At 73.0% G+C, this 16,378-nt stretch carries 15 protein-coding genes and 1 tRNA gene; 6 read left to right on the top strand and 10 right to left on the bottom strand.

The genetic code is table 11. The features are described 5' to 3' along the window. Window positions 1-233: 233 nt before the first annotated feature. On the bottom strand, window positions 234-1,556 hold the full coding sequence (locus M1P99_RS14615; RefSeq protein ID WP_304453205.1) for a M20/M25/M40 family metallo-hydrolase: 1,323 nt from the start codon (window positions 1,554-1,556) through the stop codon (window positions 234-236). Between the two features lie 146 nt (window positions 1,557-1,702). Between M1P99_RS14615 and M1P99_RS14610 the strand changes: the two genes are divergently transcribed. After that, window positions 1,703-1,787: transfer RNA gene (locus M1P99_RS14610), tRNA-Leu, on the top strand. A 123-nt stretch (window positions 1,788-1,910) separates the two neighbouring features. On the opposite strand, the gene M1P99_RS14605 is transcribed toward M1P99_RS14610, so the two are convergent. The 7 genes from M1P99_RS14605 to M1P99_RS14575 form a co-directional block, all read right to left on the bottom strand. Then, window positions 1,911-2,702, bottom strand: a complete 792-nt coding sequence (locus M1P99_RS14605) for an ABC transporter permease (protein WP_304453204.1) — start codon at window positions 2,700-2,702, stop codon at window positions 1,911-1,913. Then, on the bottom strand, window positions 2,699-3,661 hold the full coding sequence (locus M1P99_RS14600) for an ATP-binding cassette domain-containing protein (protein ID WP_304453203.1): 963 nt from the start codon (window positions 3,659-3,661) through the stop codon (window positions 2,699-2,701). The genes M1P99_RS14605 and M1P99_RS14600 overlap by 4 nt, the downstream gene beginning before the upstream one ends. 22 nt (window positions 3,662-3,683) lie before the next feature. After that, the gene (locus M1P99_RS14595; protein WP_304453202.1) at window positions 3,684-4,481 is read right to left on the bottom strand and encodes a DUF4097 family beta strand repeat-containing protein; all 798 of its coding nucleotides are present in this window, start codon (window positions 4,479-4,481) and stop codon (window positions 3,684-3,686) included. Window positions 4,482-4,561: 80 nt separating this feature from the next. Next, entirely contained in the window at window positions 4,562-5,107 is a 546-nt protein-coding gene (locus M1P99_RS14590) for a histidine kinase (RefSeq protein ID WP_369696559.1), read from the bottom strand. 193 nt (window positions 5,108-5,300) lie between these two features. Then, entirely contained in the window at window positions 5,301-5,783 is a 483-nt protein-coding gene (locus M1P99_RS14585; RefSeq protein WP_304453201.1) for a peroxiredoxin, read from the bottom strand. A gap of 226 nt (window positions 5,784-6,009) precedes the next feature. Continuing rightward, window positions 6,010-7,287: a DUF418 domain-containing protein gene (locus M1P99_RS14580; RefSeq protein WP_304453200.1), complete on the bottom strand. Its 1,278-nt coding sequence runs from the start codon at window positions 7,285-7,287 to the stop codon at window positions 6,010-6,012. Window positions 7,288-7,319: 32 nt separating this feature from the next. Next, window positions 7,320-7,940 carry a TetR/AcrR family transcriptional regulator gene (locus tag M1P99_RS14575; RefSeq protein ID WP_304453199.1) on the bottom strand — a complete coding sequence of 207 codons (621 nt, stop codon included), beginning with the start codon at window positions 7,938-7,940 and terminating at the stop codon, window positions 7,320-7,322. 424 nt (window positions 7,941-8,364) lie between these two features. Here M1P99_RS14575 and M1P99_RS14570 point away from each other — a divergent pair, with 424 nt between their 5' ends. From M1P99_RS14570 to M1P99_RS14560, 3 genes are all read left to right on the top strand, one after another. Further along, the gene (locus M1P99_RS14570) at window positions 8,365-9,630 is read left to right on the top strand and encodes an NAD(P)/FAD-dependent oxidoreductase (RefSeq protein ID WP_304453198.1); all 1,266 of its coding nucleotides are present in this window, start codon (window positions 8,365-8,367) and stop codon (window positions 9,628-9,630) included. Window positions 9,631-9,838: 208 nt separating this feature from the next. Beyond that, on the top strand, window positions 9,839-10,639 hold the full coding sequence (locus tag M1P99_RS14565) for a hydroxymethylpyrimidine/phosphomethylpyrimidine kinase (protein WP_304453197.1): 801 nt from the start codon (window positions 9,839-9,841) through the stop codon (window positions 10,637-10,639). A 100-nt stretch (window positions 10,640-10,739) separates the two neighbouring features. Then, window positions 10,740-10,934, top strand: coding sequence for a CsbD family protein (locus M1P99_RS14560; protein ID WP_304453196.1), 195 nt, complete (start codon window positions 10,740-10,742; stop codon window positions 10,932-10,934). 117 nt (window positions 10,935-11,051) lie between these two features. Here M1P99_RS14560 and M1P99_RS14555 read toward each other — a convergent pair whose 3' ends face one another. Next, window positions 11,052-11,552: a MarR family winged helix-turn-helix transcriptional regulator gene (locus M1P99_RS14555; protein WP_304453195.1), complete on the bottom strand. Its 501-nt coding sequence runs from the start codon at window positions 11,550-11,552 to the stop codon at window positions 11,052-11,054. Between the two features lie 95 nt (window positions 11,553-11,647). On the opposite strand from M1P99_RS14555, the gene M1P99_RS14550 reads away from it, so the two are divergent. After that, the gene (locus M1P99_RS14550) at window positions 11,648-12,325 is read left to right on the top strand and encodes a nitroreductase family protein (RefSeq protein ID WP_304453194.1); all 678 of its coding nucleotides are present in this window, start codon (window positions 11,648-11,650) and stop codon (window positions 12,323-12,325) included. Next, a complete protein-coding gene (locus M1P99_RS14545; RefSeq protein WP_304453193.1) occupies window positions 12,322-13,293 on the top strand; it encodes an EamA family transporter in 972 nt (323 codons plus the stop codon). Before M1P99_RS14550 ends, M1P99_RS14545 begins: the two co-directional genes overlap by 4 nt. A 177-nt stretch (window positions 13,294-13,470) precedes the next feature. Here the strand turns inward: M1P99_RS14545 and M1P99_RS14540 are convergent, their stop codons facing one another. Then, window positions 13,471-16,362, bottom strand: a complete 2,892-nt coding sequence (locus M1P99_RS14540; RefSeq protein ID WP_304453192.1) for a glycoside hydrolase family 2 TIM barrel-domain containing protein — start codon at window positions 16,360-16,362, stop codon at window positions 13,471-13,473. Window positions 16,363-16,378: the final 16 nt, after the last annotated feature.

Here is a 16,378-nt window from a genome sequence, read left to right as displayed (position 1 = left end):
ACGCGGTCCCGCGCGGCCCCTGCCGCCGGGATCGTCCGTCTGAGCCGGATCCGAGCGCACACTGACGCGAGCGCGGAACCACGACATCGTCGAACTGAAAGCAACCGTAGCATCACGCTGAGTGAACATGCACGTGATTCGAAAACGCGCCAAGAACTTCTCTGCGCGGGGTGGCACATAACCGGCCGCCGCGCGGGCGGCCCGCGCGCTCCGGCGCGGACCGCCACCCGGAATCAGCTCAGGCCGACGAACCGGTCCAGCACGCGCACACCGAACTGGAGTCCGTCCACGGGGACGCGCTCGTCGACGCCGTGGAACATTCCGGCGAAGTCCAGCTCCGGGGGGAGCTTGAGCGGTGCGAAGCCGTAGTTGCGCACGCCCAGCCGCGAGAAGCTCTTGGCGTCGGTCCCGCCGGACAGGCAGTAGGGCACGGCCTTGGCGCCGGGGTCCTCGGCCAGCAGCGACTCCGACATCGCGCTGACCAGACCGCCCTCGAAGGGGGTCTCCACCGCGGGCAGGTGGTGGATGAACTCGCGGTCGACCTTGGGGCCGAGCAGCCGGTCGATCACGGCGAAGTACTCGTCCTCGGCCCCGGGCAGGAAGCGGCCGTCCACCTGGGCGGTGGCCTCGCCGGGGATGACGTTGGCCTTGTACCCGCCGCCCAGCACCGTGGGGTTGAGGGTGTTGCGCAGGGTGGCGCCGATCATGCGGGCGATCGGGCCGAGCCGGGCGACCGTGCCGTCCACGTCGCGCTCGTCGAAGTCGATCCCGAACGCCTCGCAGACCTCCTCCAGGAACGTCCGCACGGTCGGCGTGAGCTGCACGGGGAACTCGTGCTCGCCCAGCCTGGCCACGGCCGCCGCTAGTTCGGTGACCGCGTTGTCGGTGTTGACCATCGACCCGTGACCGGCGGTGCCGCGCGCGGTCAGCTTCATCCAGGCGATGCCCTTCTCCGCGGTCTCCACCAGGTAGAGGCGCCGGTTCTCCTCGACCGTGAAGGAGAAGCCGCCGACCTCGCTGATCGCGGAGTCGCAGTCGGCGAAGAGTTCGGGGTGCTCGTCGACCAGGTACTGGGCGCCCCAGGTGCCGCCGGCCTCCTCATCGGCGAGGAAGGCCAGCACGATGTCGCGCGGCGGGCGGCGCCCCTCGCGCAGGCGCTGGCGCAGCATGGCCAGGACCATGGCGTTCATGTTCTTCATGTCGACGGCCCCGCGGCCCCACACGCACCCGTCGGTGACCTCGCCCGCGAAGGGGTGGTGGGTCCAGTCCTCGGGCGCCGCCGGGACGACGTCCAGGTGGCCGTGGATCAGCAGGGGCGGGCGGCTGGAGTCCTCACCGGTGATCCGCGCCACCACGTTGCTGCGCCCGGGGTGCTTCTCGTAGATCGCCGATTCCACGCCGACCTCGTCGAGCTTGCCCGCGACGTACTCCGCCGCCTTGCGCTCACCCGGCCCGGAATGGTCGCCGTAGTTGGAGGTGTCGATCTCGATGAGCTCCCTGCACAGATCGACGACCTCGACCTCCGCCGCGCTCAGTCCGCTGTCCGTGTCCGGCATCTGCCGCTCCCGTCCCACCGCGCCGTTGCCCTACTTGTCCCCCCGACCCTGCCATGGCCACCCCCCGGCGGAAAACATGGTTCGGACAGGTCCAGGGTTTTGCTATGGTTGTCCTGTCCGGCGCTGAGGAGCGCCGAACACACCCTGTCCGGGTGGCGGAATAGGTAGACGCGCTAGCTTGAGGTGCTAGTGCCCGTATAGGGCATGGGGGTTCAAGTCCCCCCTCGGACACTCAGTACACACAAGGTGGAGCTCCGGCGTGATCCGGACCTCCACCTTTCGTGCTTCCCGGACCCGTTGTGCGTCCGGCCGGATCCCGCGCACACGTCCCGGCACTCGCGAGCGCCAGGGCGGTCAGGCGGCCGGGTCGCGGTTGTAGAGCCTCTTGGCCCACAGGTAGGAGACCAGGGAGATCCCCGCGCACCAGGCGACCGCCGCGATCCACCTGTCGCCGGCACCGGTCCCCGTCAGCAGCCCGCGCAGCGTGTCGATGACGGGTGTGAACGGCTGGTACTCGGCGAACCACCGCAGGGCCGTCGGCAGTGTCTCGGTCGGGACGAAGCCGCTGCCGAGGAAGGGCAGGAAGACCAGGGGCATCGGCAGGTTGCTCGCCGACTCCACGGTCTTGGCGAGCAGGCCCAGCGCCACCGTCAGCCAGGTGAGCGCGAACGAGACCATCAGCAACACGCCGACGACCGCGAGCCACTCGGCCGGGCCCGCGCCCGGCCGGTACCCGATGAGGACCGCGACGGCGGTGAGCAGGCCGGCGCTGACCATGGCCTGGACCAGGCTTCCGACGACGTGCCCGGTCAGGACGGACACCCGGGCGATGTCCATGGTGCGGAACCGGGCGACGACGCCCTCGGTCATGTCCATCGCCACCGAGATGGCCGTCCCCTGGGCCGCACTGGCCACCGCGATGAGGATGATCCCGGGCGCGATGTACTCGAGGTAGGCGGCTCGACCGGCGGCGGCGCCGACCGCTCCGGTACCCATCGCACCGCCGAAGACGTACACGAACAGCAGGAGGAAGAAGATCGGCATGCCGGCCAGGAGCAGCGTCATGGACGGGTAGCGCAGCATGTGCCGCAGCTGGCGGGCCACCATCGTGCCCGAGTCCCCCAGGGCGTGGGTGAGGGCGGTCATCGGTTCACCTTCCGTGCGTTGTCGTCGGCGCTCCGGTGGCCCGTGAGCGCGAGGAAGACGTCGTCGAGGGCCGGGGTCTCCACCGACAGCTCCTCGGGGGTGATCGACGCGGTGTCGAGGCGGTCCAGGAGGTCCCGCAGTGACGCGACCCCTCCCCCGGGGACCCTGAGCGCGAGCGCGTCGGTGTCGGCCTCGCCGCCCAGCGCACGGGCCGCCGACTCCAGTTCGTCGGCCTCGCTGAAGCGCAGGCGCACGTGGCCGCCGGGGACGCGGCGCTTGAGTTCGGCGGCGGTCCCCTCGGCGACGATCGTGCCGTGGTCCAGCACCGCGATCCGGTCGGCGAGCCGGTCGGCCTCCTCCAGGTACTGCGTGGTGAGGAAGACCGAGACGCCGTCGGCCACGAGGTCGCGGATGATCTGCCACATGTCCCGACGGCTGCGCGGGTCCAGCCCGGTGGTCGGCTCGTCGAGGAAGATCAGGCGCGGCTCGCCCACCAGGGTCATCGCCAGGTCGAGCCGGCGGCGCATGCCTCCGGAGTAGGCGGACGCGGGCTTCCCGGCCGCGTCCACCAGGTCGAACCGCTCCAGCAGTTCGGTGGTGCGCCTCCGCGCTCCGGCGCGTCCCAGGCGGTGCAGCTTCGCCATGAGCATCAGGTTCTCGCGCCCGGTGAGCAGGCCGTCCACCGCCGAGTACTGGCCGGTGACGCCGATCGCGGCGCGCACCGCGTCGGGCTCGGCCGCCACGTCGTGTCCGAGGACGCGGGCCCGGCCGCCGTCGGCGCCGATGAGCGTGGACAGCATCCTGACGATGGTGGTCTTGCCGGCGCCGTTGGGACCCAACAGCGAGAAGACCGTTCCCGCGGGGATCTCCAGGTCGACGCCGTCCAGGACGACGTGGTCGCCGTAGGACTTGCGCAGCCCCGTGACCGAGATGGCGGTGGGGGGAGTGTGCCGGTTCATGTTCAGTCTCGCTTCCGTGTGGTCAGGAGCGGTGGACCAGGATGTCGCCCCAGACGCTGCGGGCCCGGACCTCGACGGTCTGCTCGGTGGGGGCGGGTGCGTCGGAGGCTTCCAGGGAGCTGCGCACGACGCCCTTCGTGGAGACCGCGTCCAGCCAGGCCGCGGTGCCCTCCCGGATGCCGATCTCCAGTTCGCCGTAGGAGCTCTCCACGCTGACGCGGCCGTCGGCCACCTGGCCGATCCGGATGCTGCCGTGGGTGGTGCGCGCGGTGACCGAGGCCAGGGCGCGGTCGGCGGTGATGTCGCCGTGCGCGGAGTTCGCCCGCAGTTCTCCGTGGACCGTGCCGAGGGTGAGGGCGCCACCCGTGGACTTGACCAGGGCGGAACCGTCGATCTCCTCCGCCCGGACGGAGCCGTGCCCCGTGGTGAGCTCGGCGTTGCCCGCCACGCGGTGCACCGTGATGTTGCCGTTGGAGACCGAGACCTCGGACGGACCCAGGCTTCCCTCGCAGCGGATGTTGCCGAATCCTCCCGAAGCGTGGACGCGGGAGCCGACGGGCAGTTCGACGGTGATGTCGACCATGCCCTTGCGCCCGATCACACGCCCCAGGCCCGAGGGCTGGGGGTCGCGTACTTCGAGCCGGCCGCCGGCGAAGTCGACCTCGACCGACTCGGCGGCCCGCACGTCGACGTCCTTGTGTTCGGCGCGCGGACGGACCTCGACGGTGGTCTCGGCGCCGCGACCGGCGGTGATCTGCAGGTTTCCGGCCACCAGGGTGATGTCGGCGGTGATCGGTTCGGGGGTGTCGAAGATGGGCACGGCTGTCTCCCGGACGTGGCGTTGGTGGTCGTCTCCGCTGGTGGGAGACGCGGTGGTGGAAGGGCGGGCGGCGGGTCCGGTCAGCGGACCCAGCCGGTGTAGCCGCGGCCGACCTGGCGGGCCCGGCTGTCGGGTCGGCGGCGGCCGGTGTCGAGCGAGGTCGCGACGGCGCGCACCAGCCAGGCGTTGACCGACAGCCCTTCGGCGCGGGCCGCCTCCTCGACGAGCGGTTTGAGGCGGTCGGGCATCCGGAGGGTGATCCGCGACGTGCCGCCCTCCTCGGCGTCGGACCGGAGCTGCGCCGCGATCCCCCCGGGGCCCTCTCCGGCGTCACCCCGGTGCGCCGATGACGTCGGGTGCCCATCCTCGTTGGCGTCGTCGAACTCAGGTGACGTCACAATGAAGTCAGTCCGCCGCCCGCGCAGCCGCACCTCGACCGAGCCGGGAGCGAGGTCCCGTGTGATCTCGTCCGCGGCGGCGGAAAGGGTGTCCAACAAGGTCAGGCGCGCGGCCGGTTCGAGAGCGGCCGTGAGGCGCTCGGCGACGGCCCGGGTGTCCTCGTCCCCGGCTTCGGCGGCCACCATGAGCTGGTGGCGGAGTTCGTCGACATACGGCATCAGATCCATGACATCATCATGGCGTCAGATATGACGTCATGTCAAGCCACCTGACATCGTGAGCGACATCATCACACCGACTGCACTCGTCCGACCAGGGAATCAACACCCAAAGTCATGATGTCATGACGGGCAGTCATCACTTCGGGCACGCGGATGCCGCGCCGGCGGCGGTGTCCGCCGGCGCGGCGCGGCCGGCCCGTCAGTCCTCCACGGCCGCCAGGCCCCGGACGACCTCCAGGGCCTCCGTCACGTGCTTGTCGACGACGGTCATCGAGTTGAAGACGTGGCGCACGACCCCCTGGCGGTCGATCACATAGGTGACCCGGCCGGGGAGCAGGCCGAGCACCGACGGAACGCCGTAGCTCTTGCGCACCGCGCCGCCCTTGTCGCTGAGCAGGGTGAACGGCAGCCCGTGCCGATCGGCGAAGGCGGCGTGCCGGTCCACCGAGTCGGAGCTGATCCCGATCACCTCGGCCCCCGCTTCGGCGAACACCTCATGGCTGTCGCGGAAGGCGCACGCCTCGGCGGTGCAGCCCGGTGTGTCGTCCTTGGGATAGAAGTACAGGACGACCACCCGCTCGCCGAGCCGGTCGTGGAGCCGGACCGGGGTTCCCGACTGCGCGGGGAGGGTGAAGTCGGGGGCCGGGTCGCCGACCCCGATACCGCGTGTACCGCGTGCCATGTCGATCCTGTTCTGCCGTGGGCGGACGACCGTCGCCGCGAGCCTACCGAACGGGCCCCGGTGTGAGGTTCTCCGATTCCCGCAACCTCTTCCGCGCGGCCGTGGACGTCCCCGCCGCCCGGCGCGCCATCGTCGACCTCGCCACGGGCGACCGGCTTCCGGCGGTGTGACTGGATTCCGTGGTCGCCACGTCCCCGGCCCGGCGGCCCTGGTGGATGTCCCGTCCTCAGCCGACGCCGCCGGATGCCCCCGGCCGGCCGCCCGGGTCGCCTCCACGCGCACGGGTCCGCGCGGGAATCCTGGCCAGCACCGACTTCTGGAGGGCCTCCAGCGGCCCCGCCCCGAACCGGCGCAGCCAGGGCGTCGCGACCGCCAGGAGCAGCGCCGACACCGCGGCCCAGAGCCCCATCACCCACCACGGGCCGGCCCCCGCCAGGCTCGTGGCCAGCCCCAGGCCGAAGCCGTAGCAGACCACGACGCAGACGACGTTCTGCAGCACGTACCCGGACATGGCCATCCGGCCCAGGGAGGAGAACGCGGTGACGACGGCCCCCGCCGGGTTCATCCGGTCGAGCAGCCACCCGACGAGCCCGACGTAGCCCAGCGCCACGATCGGCGCGGCCACGTAGCGGTCGACGAGGAACAGGTCCGGTCCCGCCAGGGCGACAGCCGCGTTCAGCGGCACCCCGACCCCCAGGCCCCACGCGAGCATCCGGGTGCGGATGCGACGCCCGGTCGCGTCGGCACCGAAGGCACCGGCCCGGAAGAGGCGGACGCCCAGCAGGAACATGAACAGGAGCAGCCCGAAGGAGATGACCGGTTCCGCCCGCAGCCAGAGGGCGTTGTCGAGGCGGAAGGCCACCTGGTCCAGGTAGCTCCCCTCGGCGTAGAGCGCCGCGGCCTCGGGCGGGACGCCGACGGAGTCCGGGTCCGCGGCCGGCGTCCGCAGCACCAGGGCCGCCGTCAGCAGCGCGACGACCGCCAGGTGCAGGAGGACCGCCGTCCACATCACGGCCGCCCGGACCCGTGGGGACCTGGTCAGCAGCCAGGCGACGAGCAGGGAGACGACCGCGTACCCCATGAGGACGTCCGCGGCGAAGACCAGTGTGAAGTGCACGAGGCCCTCGGTGAACAGGAACAGCGCGCGCCACGTGTAGCGGCCGGGCCACCGTGAGCCGTGCGCGGTGGCCGAGCGGAACTGGATGGCCAGGCCGACACCGAACAACAGGGTCAGCATGCCGAGGAACTTGCCGTTGGCCGCGAGGAGGAAGAGCCCGCGCGCCAGACCGTCGACGGAGGGCTCCGCCGCGAAAGCGCCCAGGGGGCTCATCGCGTCGCTCTCGAAGATCATGGCGCTCTCGCCGCCCTCGGCGGTGAAGAGCCACACGTTCGAGGCGAGCGTGCCCAGGATCGCGACGCCGCGCAGGACGTCGATCAGGGGAAGTCGGGCACCGGGCCCGGGGGCCTCCGTGCCCCGGGACGCCGGCGTGGTCGGGCTGGTCATGCTGGCCGCCTTGCGAGTGGTCGGGAAGGTGGTCACGGGCTCTCAGGGGCCAGGAGGAGCCGGTCGAGGTAGGTGTGCAGCGCGGCACGGATCGCGTCCCGCGAGAAGGCGTCCCCGCCGGTGGCGAGGTGGTGGATGGACAGGCCGTCCACGAACGCGACGAGTCCGGCCGCCTCGGTCCGGCTGTCCAGGTCGGGCCGGAACTCGCCCAGGCGTACGCCCTCGTCCAGCGCGTGGGTGAGCACGTCGAGCAGTTCGGCGGTGGTGTCCTTGTGCAGCCGGGCCATCTCCGGATCGGTCTTGGTGGCCGGGAGGTACTCCAGCCAGACGGTGATCTCCCGGTGCCGCTGGTCGTCGAGCGGCAGCAGGGTCTCGGTGGCCCGCAGCAGCCAGTCCCGCACCGAGGGGACCGGCTCGGTCCCCTCCGAGACCGCCCGGATCCGGGCCTCCGCCCGCTTGTACAGGTGGTCCACCCCGAAGCGCAGCAGCTGGGACTTGGTGCGGAAGTAGCTCTGCACCAGGCCGACCGACACCCCCGCCTCCTGCGCGACGTCGGCGAGAGTCGTCCGCGCCAGCCCCCGCCTCCCCACCGTCCGCAGGAGTGCCTCGGCGACCTGCCGCCGCCGCTCTTCGTGGTCCGCCGTCCGTGCCATGGAAAAATAATACGACAATATTTTCTGCTGGCCGGGTCGTGGCCGGGTCCGGCCACCGGCGGACCGGCCCGGTGGCTTCGGCCGCCCCGCCGGGCCCGGTGCCGTCGACGCGGCCGGGGCTATCCTGGGCGAGCCGACCGTTTCGGCGCGGCACCCGGACCCCCGGCACGGAGTGGACCAGGCATGGGCATCGACCACGACGGCGCCGCCGCGGTCGCGCACGGCGAACCGCGACGCCATGGCCCTGCTGGTGGCCTGCCTGTCCCGGCCGACCGACCGGGACGACGGAGGTGCCGCGCGCCGACGCCTGGCCGACATCGCCTGCCGTGGCCTGCGCGCCCAGGGAAGTGATCCGCAGCACACGCCCCGACCGGCGCCGTGCGTGCCGCGACACCGGCCTCCGTACCCCCCGAAGGAGAGCCCCTTGCCCGGTATCACCCGCCGTTCCGGCCTGCTGCTGGGCGGCACCGCGCTGCTGTCCGCCGCCGCAGGCTCACCCGGCCGACCGTGGGCGGAGTGGGACGTCGCGGTGATCGGCGCGGGCGTCACCGGGCTGTCGGCGGCCCGCAACCTCGCCGACCACGGCCTGCGGGTGATCGTGCTGGAGGCGCGCGACCGGATCGGCGGCCAGCTGTACACCGACCACGGCTTCACCTCGGTGCCGGTGGAGCTGGGCGCCGGACTGATCCACGGTGCCGCGGCCTCGACCTGGGAACTCGTGGACTGGGCCGGGGCGGACACCGTCCGGATCCGCTCCGAACCGCACGCGGCCCCGGGCGCACCGGTCGATCTCGCCGTGGCGCCCCGGGACGGCGACAGCGCGGCCGAGTACCTGCGGCGCCTGGGCGTCCCGGAGGCGGACTGGCCGCCGGTGTCGAGCGAGAGCGAACCGCTGTCGCGGTGGAGCGCCACCTGGATGGTCGAGCGGGGTGAGTTCGACTGGTGGTCGGCGCCCCGCGCGGACTTTCGCGTGGTGGGCGGCTACGACCGGCTGCTGGCCCCGCTGGCGCACGGCCTGCGGATCGACCTCGGCCGACAGGTAGAGGCGGTGCGGTGGTCGGGCGGGGGTGTGGAGCTGACCGCGAGCGGACCCGTCGGGACGGAGCGGATCCGGGCCCGACGGTGCGTGGCCACCCTGCCGATCCGCGTGCTCAGGGCGGCGGACGTGGCCTTCGTCCCCCCGCTGCCCGCCGGACACCGCGAAGCGATCGACGCCCTGGACGCCACGGACGCGGTCAAGCTGCTGATGGAGTTCGACCGGCCGGTCCTGCCCGCCGACACCGACACCCTGGCGTGGGACGGGGACCTGGCGTTCTGGTCGGTCTCGCACCTGTCGCCGACCGCTCCGGAGGTGGTGTCGGTCTGGGCCGCGGGCGAGGCCGCCCGCGCACTGCTGGCGCTGCCGGAGGACGACCGGTTCGACGCGGGGTTGCGCGCCCTGGGCGAGGCCGCCGGGCAGGCGCCCCCGCAGCCGGTGCGCCGCACCACGCACGACTGGAAGCGCGATCCCCACAGCCGCGGCGCCTACCTGTACGTGCCGCCGGGCGCGCACGACGCCCCGGCCGCGCTCGCCGCGCCGGTGGGCGGGGTGCTGTTCTTCGCCGGTGAGCCGACCACCGGCGAGAACACGGTGGAGGGTGCCTACGACAGCGGCTACGCCGTCACCGACGGCCTGCTCGCCGACCTGTGAGCCGGTACGCGGACCGGGAGCGGCCCGGCCCGCGACCTCGGTATCCGTTGGGGAACAGGAGTGGGGCCGGTCCGCGCCGGGCGTCAGCGCCCGGCGGCTCCTCCGGCCGAGAACCACCAGGTCCTGCGCGTGTGGTGCAATATGCACGGATTCGCTCGACCGGGTCCGGACACCGCAGTCAGCATAGAGGAAGGAAGGTTGGCACGGGATGACCAACCGCGCATACGTGATCGCAGGATCGGAGGCCACCGGCGGCGCCGGCATCCAAGCCGATCTCAAGGCCTTCCAGGAGCTCGGCGTGTACGGGGTCGGGACGATCACCTGCATCGTCTCCTTCGACCCGGAGAACGGCTGGGGCCACCGGTTCGTCCCGGTGGACCCCGGCGTCATCGGCGACCAGATCGAGGCCGCCACGGCCTGCCACGACCTGGACGTGGTCAAGATCGGCATGCTGGGCACGCCGGACACCATCGACGTGGTCGCCGCGTCCCTGGAGTCCCGGCCGTGGCGGCACGTGGTCCTGGACCCGGTGCTCATCTGCAAGGGCCAGGAGCCGGGCGCGGCCCTGGACACCGACAAGGCGCTGACCGCCCGCGTCCTGCCGCTGGCCACGGTCATCACACCGAACCACTTCGAGGCGCGCACGCTGGCGGGCATGGACCGGATCGACACCGTCGACGACCTGGTGGAGGCCGCCCGCCGCATCCACGCGCTCGGCCCGCGGCACGTGGTCGCCAAGGGCGGCACGGAACTGCCGGGCCCGGACGCGGTGGACGTGCACTTCGACGGCACCGACGTCACGGTCCTGCGCGCTCCGAAGATCGGTGAGGAACGGGTGAGCGGCGCGGGCTGCACGTTCGCCGCCGCGATCACCGCCGAACTGGCCAAGGGCGCCGAGGTGGGACCGGCCGTCGCCACCGCCAAGGCGATGGTCCGCGAGGGCATCGACCGCCGGCTCGGCACGCACGCGCCGTTCGCGTCGGTGGTCCCCCTCGCGCCGGGCGCCTGACCCGGCCCCTCCGCACAGCACGACTTTTTCCTCTCGTGACGATTGAGCGCCCCGACTTCGGTTAGGGCTCCGGACAGGACGTCTTGAGAGGAGGCAGTCCATGTCCGAGAAGGACGAGTTCCGGCACAAGGCCGAGGAGTACAAGGCCAAGGCCAAGGAGGACCTCGGCAAGGCCACCGGCAACGAGCAGTGGCAGGCGGAGGGGAAGACCGAGAAGTCCGCTTCCAAGCTCAAGCAGGCCGGCGAGAAGCTCAAGGACGCGCTGACCCCGGACAAGAAGCCGGGCGGACACTGACGCGCGTGACGGCGGCCGTCCCTCGACGGCCCCAGGGCGCAGAGCGACAGAACACGCCCGAACCCCGGCGGCCCGCCCCCGTGGCGGGCCGCCGCCGTGTCCGGCGACGTGGGCCGCTCACTCCTCCAGGGTGTCGCCGAGGGAGAGCAGCAGCGTGCGCAACAGCCCGACCATCCGGGCGCGGTCGTCCTCGTCCAGCCCCTCCAGCAGCCGCGCCTCGTTGGCGACGTGGCCCTTGACGGCCTCGTCCACCAGCTCCAGCCCTTCCGGGGTGAGGCTGACCACGGTCCGGCGCCGGTTGGCGGGATCGACCTCGCGGGAGACCAGACCCCGTTTGACCAGGCGGTCCACACGGTTGGTCATGGCCGCCGAACCGACCATGGTCATGCGGACCAGTTCCTTGGGGGTCAGGGAGAACGGCGCCCCGGAGCGGCGGAGGGTGCCGAGAACGTCGAACTCCCACACCTCCAGGCCCTGGGTGGCGAAGTACTCCTCGAGGCCGCGCACGAGCATCCGGTTCAGCCGCTGGACGCGGCCGATGAGCGCCATCGGCGAGACGTCGAGGTCGGGGCGCTCTCGGCCCCACTGGTCAAGGAACACATCGACGGCGTCGTTCATCCGGCGATGATAGCGCCGCCCGCTTGACGAACCGGAGCACCGCGACCTAACCTTTCGATATCGAAGGATTCGACATCGAAAGGTTCGCCATCGAAATGAGCACTCTCGCCCCCGCGATCCCCCTCGCCGACACCATCCGCACCCGCCGCAGCATCCGGCGCTTCCGCCCCGAACCGCTGCCCGACGCCCTCCTGGACGAACTCCTGGACCTGGCGGTCGAGGCCCCGTCCAGCTGGAACTTCCAGTCCCGCTCCGTGGTCGCCGTCACCTCGCCCGAGGGACGCGAGGCGCTCGCCCTCGCCGCGGGCGGCCAGGACCAGCCCCGGCGGGCGCCCGTCACCCTGGTCTTCGTCGCCGAGTGCGACGCCTGGCGCCACGACCTCTCCGACGTCTACGAGACCGCGCTCCGCCGGGGGGCCTGGTCCCAGGAGTTCGCCGACATGACGGCCACCGCCGGCATCGACTTCCAGCGCGACCTCGCCGCGCGCGGACTCGTACGCGAGTACGCGGTCAAGGACGCGATGATCGCCGCGAGCTTCGCGATGCTCGCCGCGGCCGACGCCGGACTGGCCTCCTCACCGATGAACGGCTGGGACGAGGCCGAGGTCAAGAGGGCGATCGGCGCGGGCCACCGCGACGACCTCGCCATCGCCCTGCTGCTGTCCGTCGGCTATCCGGCCGAGACCCGCGCCCATCCCGGGCGCCGCCACCGCGACCGCCACGTGTACGCCGAGACCCACGGCGTCGCCCGCACCGGAGGAGGACCGCGATGAGCGGCCACCGCATCGCCCTGGACTCCCTGATCACCGCGATCGCCCCCGCCGTGTGGGGCAGCACCTACCTGGTGACCACCGAGCTCCTGCCGCCCGACCGGCCCCTGCTGGCCGCCGCCGTGCGCGCCCTGCCCGCGGGACTCGTCCTGCTGGCCGTCACCCGGGTCCTGCCCGGCGGTGTGTGGTGGTGGCGCTCCCTGGTCCTGGGCACGCTCAACATCGGCGTGTTCCTCTACCTGCTGTTCGTCGCCGCCTACCTGCTGCCCGGCGGCGTGGCGGCCCTGGTCATGAGTGTGCAGCCCGTGGTGGTCCTGCTCCTGGGGGCCGTGTGGCTGGGCACCCGCATCCGCCTCGTCCACGTCCTGGCCTGCCTGCTCGGCGCCGCCGGTGTGGGGCTGCTGGTGGTGGGCCCGGAGGCGGCCCTGGACCCGCTCGGGATCGCGGCCGGGCTGGCCGCCGCCGCGGCCATGGCGACCGGGATGGTGCTCACCAAGCGCTGGGGCCGGCCGAAGGGCGTGGGCGTGCTGGCCATGACCGGCTGGCAGCTCACCGCGGGCGGACTGCTGCTCACCCCGGCGGCGCTCCTCGTGGAGGGCCTGCCCGCGCACGTCACGGGAGCCAACCTCGCCGGATTCGCCTACCTGGGCATCGTCGGGGCACTGATCTCCTACGCCCTGTGGTTCCGCGGTCTGGAGCGCCTGCCCGCGCTGGCCGTGTCGTTCCTGTCGTTCGCCAGTCCGCTGGCGGCCACGGTGCTCGGGTTCCTGTTCCTCGGAGAGACCCTCACCCCCGTCCAGCTCCTCGGCGCGCTGGGTGCGGTCGGGGCGGTCGTCCTCGTCCAGGTCACCGCCTCCCCACGTGCCCGGACCGCTCCCGCCGCCCCGGCGGAGGGGGCGGAGGGCGGGGTCGCCGCCCGGTCCGCCGTCACCGCGCCCGAGGAAGGCCGCCGCGCCGCAGGCGTCCGTTGAGGGCGGCCCACCCGCCCCGCGCAGCACACCGCGGGAAGGACCGCGCCGCAGGCGTCCGTTGAGGGCGGCCCACCCGCCCCGCGCAGCGCCGCGTGGGCGGTGGCGGGCGACGGGCGGGCGGTGGCGGGCGACGGGCGGGCGGTGGCGGCCCATGGGCGGACCGCGGCGGGCGACGTCTCAGCCCAGGGGCCGCAGCACCAGGCGCAGCCGGTGCGTGCCCGGGGTCAACCGGTGCTCGGGCAGGACCCCCGGCCCGCAGGAGGCGGAGCCGATGCCCTGGTGCGCCGCGTCCAGGTGCAGGTGGATCCGGTCCTCCGGCCGGAGCTCGTGCGGGTGCCGCGCCCGGTCCAGGGCCGCCGTGCTCCACCGGCGCGCGGTGAAGTCGAACTCGGGGTCGCCCTCCACCCGCAGCCCGCGGCCCTCGGCCGACCGCAGGTCCAGTCGGCGGGTCCCGACGCGGTTGCCGTTCTCCTGGGGCCGCAGGTAGGGGGTCTGCAGCCCGTCCACGGAACTCGTGAAGCGCCCCACCCGCGCGGCTTGGGCGACGTCGCGGTAGGCCTCGCCCGGCCCCCGACCGAACCATGCGACCTCACCCAGCTCCGGCGGGAGTTCCAGCCGCACACCGACCCTGGGCAGCGGGCAGGGCCAGTCCCCGACCGCCTCGACCGCCAGGTCCAGGGCCAGGGCGTCGGCGTCACCCGTCCACGTGTAGTCGGCCAGGAGCCCGAGCTCGCTCGCGGCCGCCGCCACGCGGGTGCGCACCCGCAGGGCCGCCCCCTCCCGCTCCACCGACAGCACGCGGTGCGTCATCCGGTCCAGGCCCGCGCGCCGCCAGGGCACCTCCACGGACTCGCCGTGCCTGGCCTGGTCGTTGTCGGTGGGCGCGCGCCACACGTCCAGTTCCAGGGCGGAGAGCGGCAGTCCTCCGAGCGAGAGCGCCCGCCCGGTGCGGGCGTCGAACTCCGCCGGGCCCACGGCGACCGTGTCGCCCTCGATGACGGGCGGGACGGGGGTGATCGCCCCGGCCGCACTCGGACGGTCGGCACGGGCCTGTCCCCAGGCCACCTCGTGCCCGGCGTCCGCCCAGGGCCGGTCCCCGCCCAGGCGTGCGGACACCGTCAGCCACGTCTCCCGACCGGGGACGGACGGGTCGGGCAGGTCGGGCAGGGGCAGCACGGCGGTCTCACCGGGGCCGACCGGCTCGGCCGCCAGGACGCCCTCGGCGACGAGTTCACCCTCCTCCCGCAGGTCCCAGCGCAGGTCCAGTCCGGAGGTGTCGAGCACCTGCCAGGTGTTGGTGACGGCGACCGTCCCGTTCTTCGGATCGGGCACCAGGCGCAGCGGCTCGAAGGTCTTGGCCAGCGCCGCCAGCCCCGGCCCGGGGGTGCGGTCGGGCATGAGCAGGCCGTCGGCGACGAAGTTGGCGTCGTGCACCACCTCGCCGAAGTCGCCGCCGTAGGCGAACCACTCGGTGCCGTCGTCCTCGCGCCGCCGGATGCCGTGGTCGATCCACTCCCAGACGAACCCGCCCTGCAGGTGCGGGTGGGCCTCCACGAGCCGCTGGTACTCCTCCAGGCCGCCCGGCCCGGTACCCATCGCGTGGGCGTACTCGACCATGACGAAAGGGCGGTCGATCAGACCGGGGTCGCCCTCGGGCAGGTCGGACCGGCGCCCGATCGCCGCCACCTCCTCGTGGGTGGCGTACATCCGCGAGTAGAGGTCGGTGTAGGCGGTTCCGGCGGCGCCCTCGTAGTGCACGGGCCGCCCGGGGTCGCGGCGGCGGGTCCACTCGGCCATGGCGCGCAGGTTCCGCCCGCTGCCGGACTCGTTGCCCAGAGACCACAGGATGACGCTGGGGTGGTTCTTGTCCCGTTCGACGGTGCGGGCCATCCGGTCCAGGTAGGCGTCGTGCCAGAGGGGGTCGTCGGAGGGATTGCGCCGCCAGCCGACGTCCTCGAAACCGTGGGTCTCCAGGTCGCACTCGTCGACCACCCACAGCCCGAGTTCGTCGCACAGGTCGAGGAAGTCGGGGTGGGGCGGGTAGTGGCTGGTGCGCACGGCGTTGACGTTGTGCCGCTTCATGAGCAGCACGTCCTCGCGCATGGTCTCCCAGGTCACCGCCCGGCCCCGGTCGGGGTCCCACTCGTGCCGGTTCACTCCGCGCAGGAGCAGCGGCCGACCGTTCACCCGCAGCAGCCCGCCGGAGATCTCCACGGTCCGGAAGCCCACGCGCACGGGGACGCGCTCGCCCGGGGTGACCAGTTCGCCGTGGTAGAGCCGGGGCACCTCGGCCGACCAGGGCTCGACCGGTCCGACCTCGTGGTCGGTCCCCGTCGGCGCGTCGACGAGGCCGAGTTCGGGCAGCGTGACCAGCCCGGGGGTGTCGGTGTCCACGCGCAGGACGCCGGTGCCGGACTCGTGGTCGTAGGCGGCGCGCACCTCCAGGTCGCGCACCCCCTGCGAGGGGCGGGCGAGCAGGCGAACGCTCCGGAAGATCCCCGACAGCCACCACATGTCCTGGTCCTCCAGGTAGCTGGCGGCCGACCACTGGTGGACGCGGACCGCCAGCACGTTGCGCCCGGGGCGCAGCAGGGTTCCGACCTCGAACTCGCTGGGCAGCCGGCTGCCCGTGGCGTAGCCGAGCTCGTGTCCGTTCAGCCACACGGCGTAGCAGGAGTCGACGCCCTCGAAGCGCAGGACGGTCGAGCCCCGGGGCCACGACTCGGGCAGGTCGAAGGCCCGCCGGTACTCGCCCGTGGGGTTGGCGTCGGGCACGTGCGGGGGGTCGATCGGGAACGGGTAGGCGATGTTGGTGTAGGCGGGGGCGCCGTACCCGTGCAGCTGCCAGTGGGAGGGGACCGGCAGGGTGTCCCAGCCGGTGTCGTCGTGGTCCTCCCGTTCGAAGGCGCCGGGACCGCCCTCCGCGGTGGGTGCGAGACGGAAGCGCCAGTCGCCGTCCAGGTCCAGGGCGGGGGCGTCGGAGGCGAAGGCGGCCCGGGGCGGCTCGGTCCCCGCGGACGGGGTGCGGCTCTCCAGGTAGGAGGGGGCGTGTTCGGGGTGAGTGGGCACGTCGATCCTCTGCACG

Origin of the sequence: Nocardiopsis sp. YSL2 (genome assembly GCF_030555055.1) — a bacterium.
Classification (GTDB): Bacteria; Actinomycetota; Actinomycetes; order Streptosporangiales; family Streptosporangiaceae; genus Nocardiopsis.
Note: the sequence above shows the minus strand (reverse complement) of the source record. Positions and strands in the feature narration are given on the sequence as shown.